Annotated in this window: 15 protein-coding genes; 5 read left to right on the forward strand and 10 right to left on the reverse strand. The window is 62.7% G+C overall.

Features of this window, described 5'->3' with window-relative positions:
• The first annotated feature begins 95 nt into the window (after positions 1–95).
• The 5 genes from recQ to ACWGXF_RS05180 all read left to right on the forward strand — a co-directional run bounded on the left by recQ (position 96) and on the right by ACWGXF_RS05180 (position 7,140).
• Positions 96–2,006: a DNA helicase RecQ gene (recQ, locus tag ACWGXF_RS05160; protein WP_256629498.1), complete on the forward strand. Its 1,911-nt coding sequence runs from the start codon at positions 96–98 to the stop codon at positions 2,004–2,006.
• Between the two features lie 265 nt (positions 2,007–2,271).
• Positions 2,272–3,645 (forward strand): aspartate aminotransferase family protein, encoded by a 1,374-nt coding sequence (locus tag ACWGXF_RS05165; RefSeq protein ID WP_012836646.1) that lies wholly within the window; start codon positions 2,272–2,274, stop codon positions 3,643–3,645.
• Between the two features lie 188 nt (positions 3,646–3,833).
• Positions 3,834–4,895 carry a peptidogalycan biosysnthesis protein gene (locus ACWGXF_RS05170; protein WP_256629495.1) on the forward strand — a complete coding sequence of 354 codons (1,062 nt, stop codon included), beginning with the start codon at positions 3,834–3,836 and terminating at the stop codon, positions 4,893–4,895.
• Positions 4,892–5,791, forward strand: coding sequence for a hypothetical protein (locus tag ACWGXF_RS05175; protein ID WP_452101737.1), 900 nt, complete (start codon positions 4,892–4,894; stop codon positions 5,789–5,791). Before ACWGXF_RS05170 ends, ACWGXF_RS05175 begins: the two co-directional genes overlap by 4 nt.
• A gap of 47 nt (positions 5,792–5,838) precedes the next feature.
• Positions 5,839–7,140: an SAM-dependent methyltransferase gene (locus tag ACWGXF_RS05180; protein WP_039049374.1), complete on the forward strand. Its 1,302-nt coding sequence runs from the start codon at positions 5,839–5,841 to the stop codon at positions 7,138–7,140.
• Positions 7,141–7,167: 27 nt separating this feature from the next.
• Here ACWGXF_RS05180 and ACWGXF_RS05185 read toward each other — a convergent pair whose 3' ends face one another.
• The 10 genes from ACWGXF_RS05185 to ACWGXF_RS05230 all read right to left on the reverse strand — a co-directional run bounded on the left by ACWGXF_RS05185 (position 7,168) and on the right by ACWGXF_RS05230 (position 15,555).
• Positions 7,168–8,172 (reverse strand): ABC transporter substrate-binding protein, encoded by a 1,005-nt coding sequence (locus tag ACWGXF_RS05185; RefSeq protein ID WP_452101738.1) that lies wholly within the window; start codon positions 8,170–8,172, stop codon positions 7,168–7,170.
• A 14-nt stretch (positions 8,173–8,186) separates the two neighbouring features.
• Positions 8,187–8,516: a 4Fe-4S dicluster domain-containing protein gene (locus ACWGXF_RS05190; protein ID WP_256629491.1), complete on the reverse strand. Its 330-nt coding sequence runs from the start codon at positions 8,514–8,516 to the stop codon at positions 8,187–8,189.
• Positions 8,513–10,144 (reverse strand): FAD-dependent oxidoreductase, encoded by a 1,632-nt coding sequence (locus ACWGXF_RS05195; protein WP_452101739.1) that lies wholly within the window; start codon positions 10,142–10,144, stop codon positions 8,513–8,515. The genes ACWGXF_RS05190 and ACWGXF_RS05195 overlap by 4 nt, the downstream gene beginning before the upstream one ends.
• 139 nt (positions 10,145–10,283) lie before the next feature.
• Positions 10,284–11,489 carry a DegT/DnrJ/EryC1/StrS family aminotransferase gene (locus tag ACWGXF_RS05200; RefSeq protein ID WP_256629487.1) on the reverse strand — a complete coding sequence of 402 codons (1,206 nt, stop codon included), beginning with the start codon at positions 11,487–11,489 and terminating at the stop codon, positions 10,284–10,286.
• 1 nt (position 11,490) lies between these two features.
• On the reverse strand, positions 11,491–11,877 hold the full coding sequence (locus ACWGXF_RS05205; protein WP_003069549.1) for a DMT family transporter: 387 nt from the start codon (positions 11,875–11,877) through the stop codon (positions 11,491–11,493).
• Positions 11,878–11,889: 12 nt separating this feature from the next.
• Entirely contained in the window at positions 11,890–12,258 is a 369-nt protein-coding gene (locus ACWGXF_RS05210; RefSeq protein ID WP_003069552.1) for a DMT family transporter, read from the reverse strand.
• Positions 12,251–13,159 (reverse strand): alpha/beta hydrolase, encoded by a 909-nt coding sequence (locus ACWGXF_RS05215; protein WP_003069554.1) that lies wholly within the window; start codon positions 13,157–13,159, stop codon positions 12,251–12,253. The genes ACWGXF_RS05210 and ACWGXF_RS05215 overlap by 8 nt, the downstream gene beginning before the upstream one ends.
• Positions 13,156–13,869, reverse strand: a complete 714-nt coding sequence (locus ACWGXF_RS05220) for an MtnX-like HAD-IB family phosphatase (protein WP_041743859.1) — start codon at positions 13,867–13,869, stop codon at positions 13,156–13,158. Before ACWGXF_RS05220 ends, ACWGXF_RS05215 begins: the two co-directional genes overlap by 4 nt.
• Positions 13,862–14,797: an HlyD family secretion protein gene (locus ACWGXF_RS05225; protein WP_003069556.1), complete on the reverse strand. Its 936-nt coding sequence runs from the start codon at positions 14,795–14,797 to the stop codon at positions 13,862–13,864. The genes ACWGXF_RS05220 and ACWGXF_RS05225 overlap by 8 nt, the downstream gene beginning before the upstream one ends.
• A gap of 2 nt (positions 14,798–14,799) precedes the next feature.
• Positions 14,800–15,555, reverse strand: a complete 756-nt coding sequence (locus ACWGXF_RS05230; protein ID WP_012836637.1) for an ABC transporter ATP-binding protein — start codon at positions 15,553–15,555, stop codon at positions 14,800–14,802.
• Positions 15,556–15,558 lie beyond the last annotated feature (3 nt).

Below are 15,558 nucleotides of genomic sequence, written 5' to 3' on the forward strand. Positions count from 1 at the left end.
ACAATAGGGCCAGTTCTGATGCTTGCAACAGAGGCCAAATCGGCCTCTTCCCCATATCCAGCAAGCGCTACAAGCTATCGATTCAAGAGTACCCGGTGTCTTCCGCGCAATCCATTCTGCAAGCCGTTTTTGGCTACGAGCAATTCCGTGGCCCCCAGCAGGCCATCGTCTCGCATGTCATCAACGGCGGCGATGCGCTGGTGCTCATGCCCACGGGCGGCGGCAAATCGCTGTGCTACCAGGTTCCGGCCATTGCGCGCCAGCAGCTCGGCCATGGCGTGACGATCGTGGTCTCGCCGCTGATCGCGCTCATGCACGACCAGGTCGGGGCGCTGCATGAGGCCGGCATCAGCGCCGCCTATCTGAACTCCACCCTGAGCTACGACGAGACGCAGGAGGTGGAGCTGCGCCTGCAAAGCGGCGACATCACCCTGCTCTATGCCGCTCCCGAGCGGCTGAACACGCCACGTTTTCTGGGTCTGCTCGACGATCTGCATGCCCAGGGCAAGCTGTCGCTGTTCGCCATCGACGAAGCGCATTGCGTGAGCCAGTGGGGGCACGACTTCCGCCCCGAATACCGCGCGCTGAGCGTGCTGCACCAGCGCTATGCCGATGTGCCGCGCATCGCGCTGACGGCCACGGCCGATGCGTTGACGCGCGCCGACATCATCGAGCGCCTGCAGCTGGAAGCGGCCCAGCATTTCATCAGCAGTTTCGACCGCCCGAACATCCGCTACAAGATCGCCGAGAAAAAGGACGTCAGCAACCAGCTGCTGCGCTTTATCGAACGCGAGCACGAGGGCGAGGCCGGCGTGGTCTATTGCCAGTCGCGCAAGCGTGTCGAGGAGCTGGCCCAGACCCTGGTGCAGAACGGCATCAATGCCCTGCCTTATCACGCCGGCCTGCCCCAGGAAATGCGCCAGAATCATCAGGACCGTTTTCTGCGCGAAGAAGGCGTGGTGATGTGCGCCACGATTGCCTTCGGCATGGGCATCAACAAGCCCGATGTGCGCTTTGTGGCCCATGTGGACATGCCCAAGAACATCGAGGGCTACTACCAGGAAACCGGCCGTGCGGGCCGCGACGGCCTGCCCGCCGATGCCTGGATGGCCTACGGTCTCAGCGACGTGGTCAACCAGCGCCGCATGATCGACGAAAGCCCGGCCGAGGAACAGTTCAAGCAGGTGATGCGCGGCAAGCTCGATGCCCTGCTCGGTCTGGCCGAGGCCACGGACTGCCGACGCGTACGCCTGCTGGCCTATTTTGGCGAGCAGTATGGACAGGAGCCGAGCCTTGATGGCAAGCCACTGCAGGCCGTTGCCCGCACCCATTGCGGCAACTGCGACAACTGCCTGGAACCGCCGGCGCTATGGGATGGCACGGATGCGGCACGCAAGCTGCTGTCCACCATCTTCCGCGTGCACGAGGCCAGCGGCCTGACCTATGGTGCGGGCCACATCATGGACGTGCTGCGCGGCAAGGAGACGGACAAGGTCACGCAGTACGGGCATGACAAGGTATCCACCTTCGGCATCGGCAAGGAGTATTCGGAGCCACAGCTGCGCGCCGTGATGCGCCAGTTGCTGGCCACGGGGGCCCTGGGCCTGCACAAGGTGGTGAGCGAGAATAGCGGCCATGTGTTTGACACCTTGTGCCTGGCCGCGGGCTCGCGTGCCGTGCTCAAGGGCGAAGTACAGGTGCAGCTGCGCGAGGCCGTGGCCGCATCGCGCAGCAAGAAGCAGGGCAAGAAATCGGCCGCCAATGCAGCTGCGGTCAATCTGGGTCCCGACGCACAGGTTCGCTTCATCAATCTCAAGGCCTGGCGCGCCGAAGTGGCCAAGTCGCACAATCTGCCGGCCTATGTGATCTTCCACGACGCCACGCTGGCATCGATTGCCGAACTCAATCCCCAGAGCCTGCAGGAGCTGCAGGGCGTCAGCGGCATGGGCACCAAGAAGCTCGATGCCTATGGTGCCGAGGTGCTGCGCGTGGTGGCACTGGGCTGATCGGCCCGGATTCGGCAGCGGTCTGGACGCCGCCTCAAGGACCTGCAGCAAGCCGCGCCCCGGACCTTGAACAGGGTCGGACAAGCGGCTGCTGGCAGTTGCGCGCGCCCGGACATCTGCCGCCGCCATTTGCGGCGCTGGAAATCGCCCGACGCAGAGCTCTCCACAATTCCCACACAAATGCTCGACAGCCCGGAAATATTGCAAACGCACACTGCTGCCGCATACCGTTGACCGAATCCATTTTTGCGGAGCGCTTTCTGCTGTGATCAATACTGCCCAATTGCTGGCTGACGAAGCCAAATACTGCTCGTTTGGCGACACCGTCCACTACGTCAATCCTCCCAAGATCTTCACGGGCTGCGAAGGCAGCTATATGTACGACGATGCCGGCACGTCCTACCTCGATCTGCAGATGTGGTATTCGGCCGTCAACTTCGGCTACAAGAACAAGCGTCTTGAAGCCAAGATGATCGAGCAGCTGCAGGAGCTGCCCCAGGTGGCCAGCCAGTATCTGCACCCCACCAAGATCGAACTGGCCAAGTTCATTGCCGAAGACGCCAAGGGCAAATGGGGCCACGACGGCCGCGTGCACTTCAACGTGGGCGGCGCGCAAGCCATCGAGGACTCGCTGAAGGTCGTGCGTAACGCCAGCGGCGGCAAGAGCCTGATGTTCGCGTTCGAAGGCGGCTATCACGGCCGTACGCTGGGCGCTTCCTCGATCACCTCCAGCTACCGCTATCGCCGCCGTTTCGGCCATTTCAGCGACCGCGCACAGTTCATCCCCTTCCCCTACCCCTTCCGCCGCCCCAAGGGCATGACGGCAGAGGAGTACGCGGAATCCATCGTGGCCGACTTCCGTCGCAAGTTCGAAAACGAATACCACGCGGTCTGGGACCCCAAGACCAACCAGTGCGAATACGCAGCCTTCTACATCGAGCCCATTCAGGGCACCGGTGGCTACGTGATTCCGCCTGCCAACTTCTTTACCGGCCTGAAGAAGGTACTGGACGACCACGGCGTACTGCTGGTGGTCGATGAAATCCAGATGGGCTTCTGGCGTACCGGCAAGCTGTGGTCGGTGGAAAACTTCGGCATCCAGCCCGATGTGCTGGTGTTTGCCAAGGCCCTGACCAATGGTCTGAATGCGCTGTCCGGCCTGTGGGCTCGCGAAGAGCTGATCAACCCCACGGTGTTCCCGCCCGGCTCCACCCATTCCACCTTTGCCTCCAACCCGCTGGGTACGGCCCTGGGCCTGGAAGTCATGAAGATGACCCACGAGATGGACTTCGGTCGTCAGGTGCGCGAATCGGGTGCCTACTTCCTCGAAGGCCTCAAGGAGCTGCAAAAGCGCCACAAGGAAATCGGCGATGTGGACGGCCTGGGCCTGGCGCTGCGTGCCGAAATCTGCACCGAGGACGGCTTCACGCCCAACAAGGCGCTGCTGGACAAGATGGTGGACATCGGCCTCGAAGGCGGCCTGGAATACCAGGGCCAGAAACGCGGCCTGGTGCTGGACGTGGGCGGCTACTACAAGAACGTGATCACCTTCGCGCCTTCGCTGATGATTTCGCGCAGCGAGATCGACGAAGCCATGGTGCTGCTGGATCAGTTGCTGACCAAGGCTAAAAAGGCGTAACCCCCTGAGCGGCTTTGCCTAGGCGGCCCCGCCGCTTCCCCCTCTGTCTTCGGGAGGGGGAAGACAGCCTCGCTGTGCGGCGGCGGGGGCCGCCCAGGTCTTGCTCACTGTCTCTTGCTTGGGTTGTGCCAGTTTTCTGCGCTGCAGACACACTCAGGCGCCATCAAAACCGACTACAAAAAGGCGAAATGGCGACGGAAAATTTCCGCAACCAGCTCGAACCCAGTGGCTTGCTGCAGCAGTTCTCCAACCATCCTCCAGAAGGCTTTGCCTTGCTGAAGGAATGGCCGGCGCCAGCATTCACCGCCCCCTTCGATTTGCTGACCACCGCAGAAGACGCGCTCAAGGCGCGTCTTCTGTCGTTGCCGGGCGGGCGCTGGCTGAGCTCCAGGCTCAGGCTGAAGACGGACTTCATCGGCAGCACGGTCAGCGAGTATGCGCCCCTGCCCCAGGGCGTGGATGCGGCCACGCTGGCGCGGCAACTGCGCGCCGTGGCGGGCCGGACCATGCTCACCATCGTCAAGGATCTGCCGCAAGAATCGCCCCTGCTGAGCGCCAGCGACAATGACTTTGCCAAGGCCTTGTCCCAGGCACTGGCCGAGCAAGGCTTTGTGGCGCTCGAAGGCCAGGCACTGGCCTATGTACCTCTTGGCTTTGCCAGCACGGACGAGTATCTGGCCGGCCTGTCCAAGAACCGCCGCAGCAGCCTCAGGCGCAAACTCAAGAGCCGCGCCGGGCTTGACATCCGCCGCCTGCCGACCGGCGCCGCCTTTGCCGACGAGAACCGGATCGACGCCTACTACGCCTTGTTCGAAGCGGTGTATGAGCAAAGCGAGATCCATTTCGACAAACTCTCTCGCTCCTTCCTGGCCGGCCTGCTGCGCGATGAGGACAACGGCGGCATCGTGTTCGAGTATCGGGATCGGCAAAGCGATGCTCTGCTGGGCTGGAATCTGTGCTTCGAGCATGACGGCAGGTTGATCGACAAATACATAGGTCTGTGCTACCCCGCAGCGCGCGAAGCGAATCTCTATTTCGTGAGCTGGATGGTCAATCTCGAATACGCACTGGAGCGGGGCCTGTCCCACTATGTGGCGGGCTGGACCGACCCGGAAGTCAAGGCCCAGCTCGGCGCCAGCTTCACCATGACGCAGCATCTGGTCTTCATCCGCAATCCCGTGCTGCGCGCCTTGGGGCGACGCTTCTCCGGTCTGTTTGAAAGCGATCGCCAGTGGAGTGACAAGCCATGATGCAACAAACACCTGTGGTGCTGGATGTCGATGGATCGGTAGGCCCGCTGCTCCAGGAGAAGCGGCTTGCGCTCGCCCAGTGGCAGGAGCTGGTGCGCTTTGGCTGCGGCCTGCGCAGCTTCAGGCGCTTCAGCCTGGCCATGCAGGAGCAGCTGCCCGCGCAGCACGGTACCGTGCTCATGGGCAGCGGCGACTTTCACCATCTGAGCTGGCCGCTGATCGAGCGCTGCATCGCCCAGAAGGGCTTCAGCGCCAAGCATCCGCTGCGCGTGGTGGTGCTGGACAACCACCCGGACAATATGCGCTTTCCCTGGGGTGTGCACTGCGGCTCCTGGGTGCGACGCGTGGCCATGCACCCGGCCGTGTCGCAGGTCCATGTGGCAGGCATCACCTCGCAGGACATAGGCTCGGGCCACGCCTGGGAAAACTATCTGCGGCCGCTGCGCGCCGGCAAGCTCACCTACTGGAGCTGCGGCGTGGACACCGGGTGGGCCCGGCGTCTGGGCGCGGGCAAGGCGTTTCGCAGCTTTGCCAATATCTCGGAGCTGGTACAGGCGCTGTCCAGCCATCTACATGACTGGCCGCAGGACACCTATCTGAGCATAGACAAGGATGTGTTCGCCGCCGAAGTCGTGCGCACCAACTGGGACCAGGGCCGGATGCTGGAAGAGCAGGCCGTGCAGCTGATCGATGCGCTGCGCGGACAGATCACGGGCAGTGATATCACGGGTGACGTATCGTCATGGCACTATGGCACCTGGTGGAAACGACTGATGAGCGCGAGCGACGGCCAGGACACACAGATTGACGCCGCTACGCTGGCCGGCTGGCAGGCCGGGCAGCATGCATTGAACCAGCGGCTGATACAGCACATAGCGCTCAGCAGCACGAGTTAGAGCGATTCCACCGACCACTTTTCAACACTTCGCTTCAAGGAGCTGACATGCTGGACCGGTTGACCGAAAAATTGCTGCAACAGGTATTTGCACCTCTGGTCAAAACGGGACGGCTCGAAGTCACCACCCCTTCAGGCAAGGCGCTGATCTTCGGCGACGGCGGCCAACCCCAGGCGCGTCTGCGTTTTGCCGACAGACGCGCCGTCATTGCACTGCTGCGCGATCCCGACCTCAACTTTGGCGAGCTGTTCATGCAGCAGCGCCTGCTGGTCGAGCAAGGCACGGTCTATGACGTGCTGGAACTGGTGCTGCGCGGCGCCAGGCATGTGCCCGTCAGCGCCACGGTACGCTTGCTCGATGCCTGGCGCATGAAGCTGCGGCCCTTGCTGCAGAACAATCTGCGCGGCAAGTCGCGTGCCAACGTGGCGCATCACTACGATCTGGACGACCGGCTCTATCAGCTGTTTCTCGACAGCGAGCGCCAGTACTCCTGCGCCTATTTCGAGCAGGGCAACGAAGACCTGGAAACGGCACAGCTGGCCAAGAAGCGCCATATCGCCGCCAAGCTGCTGATCGAGCCGGGCCAGCGCGTGCTCGACATAGGCTGCGGCTGGGGCGGTCTCTCGCGCTATCTGGCCGAGGTGGGCGGTGCCGGCCATGTCACAGGCATCACGCTGTCCACGGAGCAGCTGGCCGGCGCGCAGTCCAGGGCCTCGCAATCCATCCATGGCGAGCGGCTGGAGTACCGGCTGGAAGACTACCGCGACACACAGGGGCCGTTCGAGCGCATCGTCTCTGTCGGCATGTTCGAGCATGTGGGCACGAGATTCCATGACGCCTTCTTCCGCAAATGCCATGAGCTGCTCAGCGAGGACGGCGTGATGCTGCTGCACTTCATCGGCAACAGCGATGTGCCCGACTTCAACAATCCCTGGATAGAGCGCTACATCTTTCCCGGCGGCCATATCCCGTCGATGTCGGAGTTCACGCCGGCCATAGAGCGCGCAGGGCTGGTGATCTGCGATATCGAGGTGCTGCGCCTGCACTATGCCCAGACCCTGCGCCTGTGGCGCGAGCGCTTCATGGCACGCCGTGCCGAAGCCGCCGCCCTGTATGACGAGCGCTTCTGCCGCATGTGGGAGTTCTATCTGTCCATGTCGGAGACCGCGTTCCGCTATCAGGACATCGCCATCTTCCAGGTTCAGCTGGCGCGCAGGCAGGATGCCGTACCGCTCACGCGCAGCTATATCGCCGAGCGCGAGACAGCACTGAAAGCCAGGGAGTCCGGACAGAAATGCAGAGTCTCCGCCATGACAGATCCCACTGAAGCAAGGGAAAATATCGCTTGATTCCAACGATCTTGTCAGAAGAAAAGCTCATGAAAACCCGGGAATCTTCCAGCGCTCAACGGAAAAATCCTTGCGCACCAGCTTTTCATTGAGCAGGAAGCGTTTGGCCTCGGAGATCAAATGCAAGCCTTGCTCCGGATAGGCCTGAGCGGGCAGATTACTCAATGCCACAGAGGCTTTGACCGCAGGCACCGGGAAACCGCTGGCCTCGGCATGAAACGCCAGATACGCTGCGCTGTCGCTACGAATCTCCCCCAGGGCAATGCTGCGTGCGCGACCCCAGGTAGCAGGAAATTGCGGCAACCTCGCAAGCAGTTTGGGAGAAATCACAATGACCGATGTGCCCAGCAGCGTCGGATACTGCGCAGCCTCTGCCAGAACCGGAAAGCCTTGCTGCGCCAGCAACGGCCCCATATTGATAGGTGCGGCAAACGCAGCCACATCCCCACGCTCCAGCGCCGGTGCGCCGTCGCGCGGCAGCATATGCACCACCTTGACCCTGCCGCTCAAACCATGCTGCCTGAGCAGGCCCAGCACAAAGCGGTGCATGTATGAGCCCAGAGCCACGCCAACGACTTTGCCCTTGAGCTCCTCCACCGTCTTGATGCCAGCCTTGGGCGTCAGCAGCCAGGTGTTCATGCCCACGCAATCAAAACCCAGCAACTTACCTTGAAAGCCTTGCGCATGAGCGACCACTGCGGGTGTGTCGCCATAGATGCCGATATCCAGATGGTCGGCAATGAATGCTTCGTTCAAGTCCGGTCCATTGGGAAACACACGGGTCACGACCTGGGAGAAGCCCAACGTGCTCAGTTCTCGCTGCAAGATGCCCTGCTGCAGCGCCCAGCCCGTGGCATAAGCAGGCTTCTTTCCAGGACCGATATAGCCGATACGCAAGGTCTGCGCCGCGCTTTGAGACTGCGCTTCACCCAGCATGGGAATGCTTGCCGCCAAAGCGCCAAGCAGCCATTGACGACGATTGAAAGCGGCACAAGAGCCTGCTTCCGACAAACGGATTTCATGTTCTGACATGGATGACAAAATTTCTAATGCGCACGCGCCAGCAGCTCGTAGCTGGCATCCAGTGCCGCGGTAGATTGGCGACCTTTGCCCCAACCAACGGAGGCGCGATAGCTGCCCAGCAAAGCTTGCGTGGCAGGCGAAAGCTCGTCCACATGGGCAGCAGCATCTGCCACCGGGGCAACATACAAGGCGTCCTCAGGGCAATACAGCTCGCACATAAAGCAAGTCTGGCAATCGCTTTGCCGGACAATGCGCGGAGCCTGCCCTTTGACCATGTCGAACACATTGGTAGGACAGGCATGGACGCAGATATTGCAGCCGGTGCAACGCTCTGAGCTGATGATTTCGATCATGCGAGCACTCCTTCGGAAGACGGCAATTCTTTGACCCGCTGACGACGCACCCAGACTTCATCAAGGCCGCCAGAAATCAATCGATGTCTCTGGCCTGGGTCCAGTTCTTGATGATCGCGACGGCGATGCATGCCCCGGGTTTCGGTACGCTGCAAGGCACTCCGGTACATCCATCGCGAGGTAGCCAGCATGGCTGTTGCCTCCCTCAGGCGCAGGCGCTCTTCGATGGACTGGAACTGCACACCAGTACGCAGGCGCAGCCACAAGGCATCAAGGTTCTGCAGAGACTGCTGCAACTCATCGGATTGGCGATTCCAGTTGCGCTCGTACGGGAAGACTTCGGCCTGTACCGCTTGAATCAGCTGACTGCTGTCCAGCCGAGCTTGACCCTGCTCCTCAAGACCTGGACTGCCTGCGCGGTAAAGCTGCCGTTTTTTCATCGGGTTATGCAAGGCAAAGCGCGCAGCGCCGGCACCAGCCCAGAATCCCGAAGAGAGCGCCCAGGCTGCGTTATGACTGCCGCCCCCGGTAAAGCCACCACAGATCAGCTCGCGCGTTGCTGCATCGCCTGCAGCGTACAGCCCGGCCACGGAGGTTGCACAGTCGGCATCCACCACATTCAGACCGCCAGTGCCACGCACCGTTCCTTCCAGCCGCAAGCTGACCGGGAACATTTCATGAAAAGGGTTGATGCCTTTGCGGTCAAACGAGACAAAGAAGTTGGGCTGTGCCGTGCGCATCCATGCCTGAATGCTCGCATCGGCTTTATCCAAGCGCGCAAAAACAGGCTGTGTTTGCAACGTCTGCGCAATGATGCTGCGCCCGCGCGAAGACCCTGCACCATCGATCAGCGAGCCGTCTGCATAGTAAAAACTGGCCCAGTTGTAGAACAGTGACTTGGTGACCGAAGAGAACGCCGGCCCCAGCCCATAGGCATTGGAGAATTCCATGCCCGAGAGCTGTGCCCCCACCTCGGCGGCCATCAGGTATCCATCACCGGTCAGCACATTGCAGCCCAGCGCGCGGCTAAGGAAAGCGCAGCCACCGGTGGCAATGATGGTTGCACTTGCACGCACAACCCAGGTATCTTCGGCTTGCCTGCGCACACCTGTTGCGCCGCATACCGTGCCAGCGTCATCCACGAGCAATTCCAGCGCCGGGCTATGGTCAAGAATACGTACGCCGGCAGCCTTGACCTGCTTGCGCATCAAACGCATATATTCAGGGCCTTGCAGGGAGTTGCGCCGCAGCTTGCCCTCCACATCGACAGGAAACGGGTAGCCCCATTCAGTCAACAGCTCGATGTTGTTCCAGGTCTGCTCCAGCACCCGATCCATCCATGCCTGCTCGGCCAGCATGCCGCCCATGGTGTAACGACTGGCTTTGGCTTTCTCACGCAAATCCCCGGTATTGTCGACATGCCAAACGCCGCAGCCCGAAGGTGCAGTTGCGCCCGATGTTCCGCAATATCCCTTGTCGACCAGCAGCACGTTCGCCCCCTGGCTGGCTGCGCTGATGGCAGCCCATGCCCCTGCTGGCCCAGCGCCGATAACCAGAACATCCACATCGTGCTGGCAGGCCCCCGCCGCGCTTGACAGCGCTTGCCTTGAGCGTTTTCCTACTCCCATTTTCACCACTCCTTGTGCCTTGATCTGCGGGGCAACAGGCCATGCAGTCCGTTCAAGTTCAGTGTAGAAACGAGCCGGCGAAAACAGAACGAATGGATTTCTATATCGTTATTGCAGACAGATTGCAGGCGTAGGCGTATCAGCGTGCTGCCAGCGTGTCCAGCAAATCCGCAAAGCGCTCGTCATCCAGCCATGGGCTATTGCTGATGGCCAGCAAGCGCTGCGCCCAGTCGCGCGCCTGGCTGACCGCATCGTCACGTGCAGCACCCAGTACATGGTCGTAGCGGCCATAGTCGGGCAGCACATGGACAAAGGGCAGAGACAGACCACAGCCACCGCCCCAATGCGCGCGCAGCACGGCATCCCTGGCCTGCTGGCTCGGCATGCGCAGCAGGATCACCGGCCACACGCCCTGCGCCCGGGGCACGGCATCCTGCACCACGTCCAGCCCGCAAGCCTGCAACTGAGCGATGCGCAGGCGAGCCTGTCCGGATGCTTGCTGCTGAAACGCCTCCAGCCGCCGCAATGCCCTGGCCCCCACGCTCTGGCGCCAGCGCCCCAGACTGTGCTGGGGAATGAGATCGTCGAAGTCATCGCCTGCGGCCTCTACCCAGTCACCCCGCGACAATGATTTCTCCAGCGGCCTGCCATAGGCCATGCGCAGACCCGAGGGCCGGTAGAGCATGGCGTAGCCCAGCAGCTCGATGCTGCGGCGCAGCTCCCACCACAGGCTGAACCGGGTGGCGGCGCCGGCTGCGCTCAGCGCAGCACGCATGGAAGGCTCGCGCGCCATCAGCACGCCACCTTCAAAGGTGCTCAACCCCTTGCCGACGGCCAGGCTGAAAAAGCCGATATCGCCTTTGAGGCCCACCGAAGCTCCGCCGCTGCGCGCTCCCAGCGCCTGGGCGGCATCCTCGATCACATAGGCGCCCACGGCGCGCGCGCATTGCAGGGCGGCGTCCACATCGGCCACACGCCCGCACAGATGCGTGGGCAGCACGGCCAGCGTCCGGTCGCTGCACAGGCGCTGCAGGCAGACCGGGTCCATGTCCAGCGTATCGGCGCGCAAATCGCACAGGCGCAGTTGCAGCCCGCACTGCGCAATCGCCAGCGCCACCAGCGGACAGGTATAGGCCGGTGCAACGATCTCGCTGCGCCCAGGACTGAGGGCCTGCAGGCTGCGCAGCGCCACCATCAGGGCCGAGGTCCCCGAGCATTCGAGTTGCACGGCCTCCACGCCCAGCCAGGCAGCCAGCTGTCCTGCCAGGCTGCCCGCACCCGAAGGCCAGAGGTCGCCGAGCTGCAGTGGCAGGCCGGCCGTTGGCGGCACCGTGGGCTGGCGCATGTCAGGCGGCCTGCTCGGCCTCTGGCTTCTCGCTCACCGCCAGGCACATGATGCCGGCCACGATGAACAGACAGCCAATGATCTGCGGCCAGCCAATGGGCTCGTTGAACAGCCAGTACGAGATCGCCAGCACCGAGATGATCTCCAGATGCGAGGCCGCGAATGCCGGGCCGATGGGAGCGTGCTTGAGCAGGCTCATCCAGGTGAAAAAGGCACCGATGTAGCCAACGAATGCACCGTAGATCCAGGGCTGGCTGAACACGCGCAGCAGCCAGCCGGTGGAGAACTCCAGCGGCAGTGCGGAATCACCGGCCTGCTTGAAGCTGAGCTGCGCCAGCGTGTCAAAGGCCATGAGTACCAGAAAGCCGACAATGTAAAAACGCTTCATAGCCGACGGCCCTCAGTGCAATCCAACGATGGCCACGCCTACGGACACCAGCACGATGCCGGCTACGCGCATGGGCGCGAGCTTTTCGCGAAACAGCACCCGGCCCAGAATCATGATGGCGACGATGTTGATCGAGCCCAGCAGCACCCCGTCCGACAGCGGCACCAGCGACAGAAATGCCAGCCAGACCAGAAACTCCGCCACATAGCAGGCAATGCCCACCCACAGCCAGGGCCTGGCCAGCATGAAGCGCCAGCGCTCCGTGCCATTGCGATGCCCCGGCTCGCTGGCCGCGGCCTTGAAAGCCAGCTGTCCCCCGCTGTCCACCAGCACATTGAGTATCCACAGCGTCACCACCAGGGGCGAGAGATCACTACCCATTCGCACCCCTGGCAGGCGCTGCCGAGCTGGCGATGCGCGCGATGAACTCGTTGAGCTTGGCAATCACGGTGCGGCGCTCGCGGTCGATGGTGATCATGTGATAGCAATTGTCCAGCAGCACCAGGTCGACATGGGCGTTGACCGCGCCGCGCTGGATATCGTGGGCATTGCTGACCGAGGAAATATCGTCTTCCCGGGCGTGAATGACCAGACAGGGCGAGCGCAGCTGCGCCAGTCCGGCCTGCACATTCGCGGACAGGGCGCGCAGCTCGATGACGCTCCACCAGGGATTGCCGGGCAGGCCTGCGGCAGAGCTGTCGCCGCTGTTCATCTGCTCGACCACGCGCGCGCGCAAGGCCTCGTCCTTGATGCCGTAGGGTGGCGCCTCCATGAAGACGCTGTTGCGGCCAATGCCCAGCAGGCGGAATAGCGGCAGCAGGAACGCCAGCTTGGTATAGGCAGGGATGCTCCAGCCGTCATAACGGAAGGTGGTGGACAGCGCGCAGACGCCCGCAACCTTGTCGGGATGGCGCTCGGCCACGGCCAGCGACAGCAGCGCCCCCATGGAAAGACCGCCGACCACCACATGGTCCACATGCAGCGAAAAGCGCTGCAGGCCCGACTCCACACTTGCCAGCCAGTCCGTCCAGCGGGCAGCCACCAAGTCTTCCATGCTGCCGCAATGTCCTGCCAGCTGCACCCCGTAGACCGTGAAGCCCTGCTTGTTCAGACCTTTAGCGAGCAGGCGCATCTCGGCGGGCGTGCCGGTCAGGCCATGGATCAACAGCACGCCCGTGCGGGCATTGCGGCCTTCGCCGGGCATGACGAACTCATGCGGCGTCACGCACAGCTGCTGCAAATCCGGCTGCTGCAGCAGCCCCAATCCATCGGCCGCATTCATGCAATCTGCTCCATGCCGAGCAGGACCTGCTCCAGCAGTTGGGTGGCCTGCGCAAAATGCTCGAAGCGCGCGTGGGCAATCCCCTGGCTCTCGCAATAGTCGATGAGCTTGTACTTGGCCAGCACGAAATCCGCCTTGCCGGAAACGCAGAAGTCCGACGTACTGTCGCCGATATAGAGCACCCGCCCATGAACGGCCTGCTGCTCGGCCAGGCGCTCGCACTTGCAGTTGCCGCTGGCCCGTGTGCAGCGATTGCTGGCCCAGGGCGAATCCAGTCGCCAGCTACGCTCGCCCGTCTGCACCAGATGGTTGGCGATCACTTCCAGATCCCCGAGGCCATGGCGTGCGAGCACATGGCGAATCGCATAGTCAATGCCGTCGCTGACGACCTGCACCTTGATGCCATGCAGCCTGGCCTCGGCCACGAAGCCGGCAAAGTGCTCGTCGATCTCGATGCTGTCCAGATGGTTCTGCAGCTCGACCTCGCTCATGTCCAGCAGGGCCACCTGCCCCTTCATGCATTCGCGCGAGCCGATATCGCCGCGCTCCCAGGCGTCTTCCAGTTCCTCCCAGCCCGGCTTGCCAAAGCGATTGAGCAGGGTATCGGTCACGTCCAGCAGGCTGATGGTGCCGTCGAAATCGCTTTGCACCATCCAGCCGGCCGTAGCGGTACCTGCAGGCGACGGGAAAATCTGAATGCGCTTATTCATGGAAACTGACCCTCACGTTCTGACCGACCTTGACATTGGCGGGCGGCTGGTCAAATGCCAGCACGCATTCCACAACCCTTACCGGGCCGCGCTGCGCGTCGTCCTGCAGCTTGGCCGCTCCATAGACGGGACTGATGCGCAACACGGTCGCAGCAGGAAACTCCTGGCGGGCAGCGCTGCCGTCTGCGTCCACCGTCACCAGGGCCTTCATGCCCTCGCGAATCGCCGTCACAAAGCTTTCGTTGACTTCGGCACGCACGATAAAGGGGCGCTTGGGCAGCAGCACCGCCACCGGACTGCCGCTTTGCAGCATGCTGCCGCCCTGAGCCTGCAGACGCACCACGACTGCGGCCTCGGGCGCACGCAGCTCGTGGCGCTGCAGCAGGGCCCGCAACTGCTCGGCCTTGCGCTTGGCGACCGTGACTTCTGCAGCCGCAATATCCACTTCGGACTGCGCATCACGCAGGGCCTGCACGGCTTCGTCCACGCTCTGCAGGTCCGCTGCCCCCTGTTTGGCAGCGGACTGCCAGCGCGTCAGCGTGGCCTTGAGCGCGGGCAGGCGATTCTGGCGCGTCTTGAGTTTGGTCTGTGCCAGCTGCAGCTCGGACTCCGCCACCGCCAGATCGGCGCGCGCCGCATCGTCGGCTAGACGCAGCACTGGCTGGCCTTTCTGCACGCTCTGGCCTTCCTTGACCAGCAATTGCTGCACCACGCCCGATGCGGCAGACGAGAGATCGAGCAGACCGCCTTCTACATCGATCTTGCCCCGCGCAACGGCTACCTGGCTTTGAGGCTTGATCTGGGCTGCGGCCGGCGTGATCACGGAGGCTGCGTCCTGAGACGGAGAGCACCCGCCCAGCATCAGCACGGCAGCCGCCAGCAGCGGCGCGCCCGACACAATGCTGAGACGAAATGGGCTTGGGTTCATGTTTATTCCTTGATGGGGCTGTTCTGGCGCCAGTCGCTGCGAATGGCGCCGTCTTCCATGCCCAGCACACGATCGGCGTGGCGCACCAGGCGCGGATCATGGCTGACGCAGAGCACCGTGGTGCCGTGCGTGCGCGCTGCACGGTGCAGCAAATCAATGACACGCTGGCCGCTCTCGGCGTCCAGCGCACTGGTGGGCTCGTCGGCGAACAGCAGGCGAGGCTGCTTGGCCATGGCACGTGCGATGGCCACACGCTGCTTCTCGCCGCCCGACAGCTGGGCCGGGCGCATATGACTGCGGTGCGAGAGCCCCACTTCATCGAGAGCCTCCTTGGCACGGCGCAATGTCTCGGCGTTCTTGAGGCCCATATAGCCAAGCGGCAGCTGCACCTGCTCCAGTGCCGTCAAGGCCGGAAACAGATTGAAGCCCTGGAAGACAAAACCCGTATGACGCAGACGAAATTTCTCCAGCGCCGCCGTGCCGAGCTTGGCCAGGTCCTCGCCCAATGCGATCGCGTGACCGGCATCGGGCTTTTGCAGTCCCGACATCAGCGACAGCAGCGTGCTTTTTCCGCAGCCCGAAGGGCCAGAGATCAGGCTCAACTCCCCCGCATACAGGCTGACGGACAGTCCTTGCAGCACATGCACCTGGACGATGCCCGACACAAAGGATTTGTCGAGACGCACAGCCTCGAGGCTGGGCGCTGCATCCTTGACTGCAGCAGAATTTTTGATGCGTTCCATGGTCTCGGCTTGCATGTT

Source organism: Comamonas sp. HJ-2, from assembly GCF_053615495.1.

Bases quoted from the DNA above. Each gene is read 5' to 3' on its own strand.
- ACWGXF_RS05170 (WP_256629495.1), top strand. From the start codon at position 3,834: ATGGCGACGGAAAATTTCCGCAACCAGCTCGAACCCAGTGGCTTGCTG.
- ACWGXF_RS05175 (WP_452101737.1), top strand. From the start codon at position 4,892: ATGATGCAACAAACACCTGTGGTGCTGGATGTCGATGGATCGGTAGGC.
- ACWGXF_RS05180 (WP_039049374.1), top strand. From the start codon at position 5,839: ATGCTGGACCGGTTGACCGAAAAATTGCTGCAACAGGTATTTGCACCT.
- ACWGXF_RS05185 (WP_452101738.1), bottom strand. From the start codon at position 8,172: ATGTCAGAACATGAAATCCGTTTGTCGGAAGCAGGCTCTTGTGCCGCT.
- ACWGXF_RS05190 (WP_256629491.1), bottom strand. From the start codon at position 8,516: ATGATCGAAATCATCAGCTCAGAGCGTTGCACCGGCTGCAATATCTGC.
- ACWGXF_RS05195 (WP_452101739.1), bottom strand. From the start codon at position 10,144: ATGGGAGTAGGAAAACGCTCAAGGCAAGCGCTGTCAAGCGCGGCGGGG.
- ACWGXF_RS05200 (WP_256629487.1), bottom strand. From the start codon at position 11,489: ATGCGCCAGCCCACGGTGCCGCCAACGGCCGGCCTGCCACTGCAGCTC.
- ACWGXF_RS05205 (WP_003069549.1), bottom strand. From the start codon at position 11,877: ATGAAGCGTTTTTACATTGTCGGCTTTCTGGTACTCATGGCCTTTGAC.
- ACWGXF_RS05210 (WP_003069552.1), bottom strand. From the start codon at position 12,258: ATGGGTAGTGATCTCTCGCCCCTGGTGGTGACGCTGTGGATACTCAAT.
- ACWGXF_RS05215 (WP_003069554.1), bottom strand. From the start codon at position 13,159: ATGAATGCGGCCGATGGATTGGGGCTGCTGCAGCAGCCGGATTTGCAG.
- ACWGXF_RS05220 (WP_041743859.1), bottom strand. From the start codon at position 13,869: ATGAATAAGCGCATTCAGATTTTCCCGTCGCCTGCAGGTACCGCTACG.
- ACWGXF_RS05225 (WP_003069556.1), bottom strand. From the start codon at position 14,797: ATGAACCCAAGCCCATTTCGTCTCAGCATTGTGTCGGGCGCGCCGCTG.
- ACWGXF_RS05230 (WP_012836637.1), bottom strand. From the start codon at position 15,555: ATGCAAGCCGAGACCATGGAACGCATCAAAAATTCTGCTGCAGTCAAG.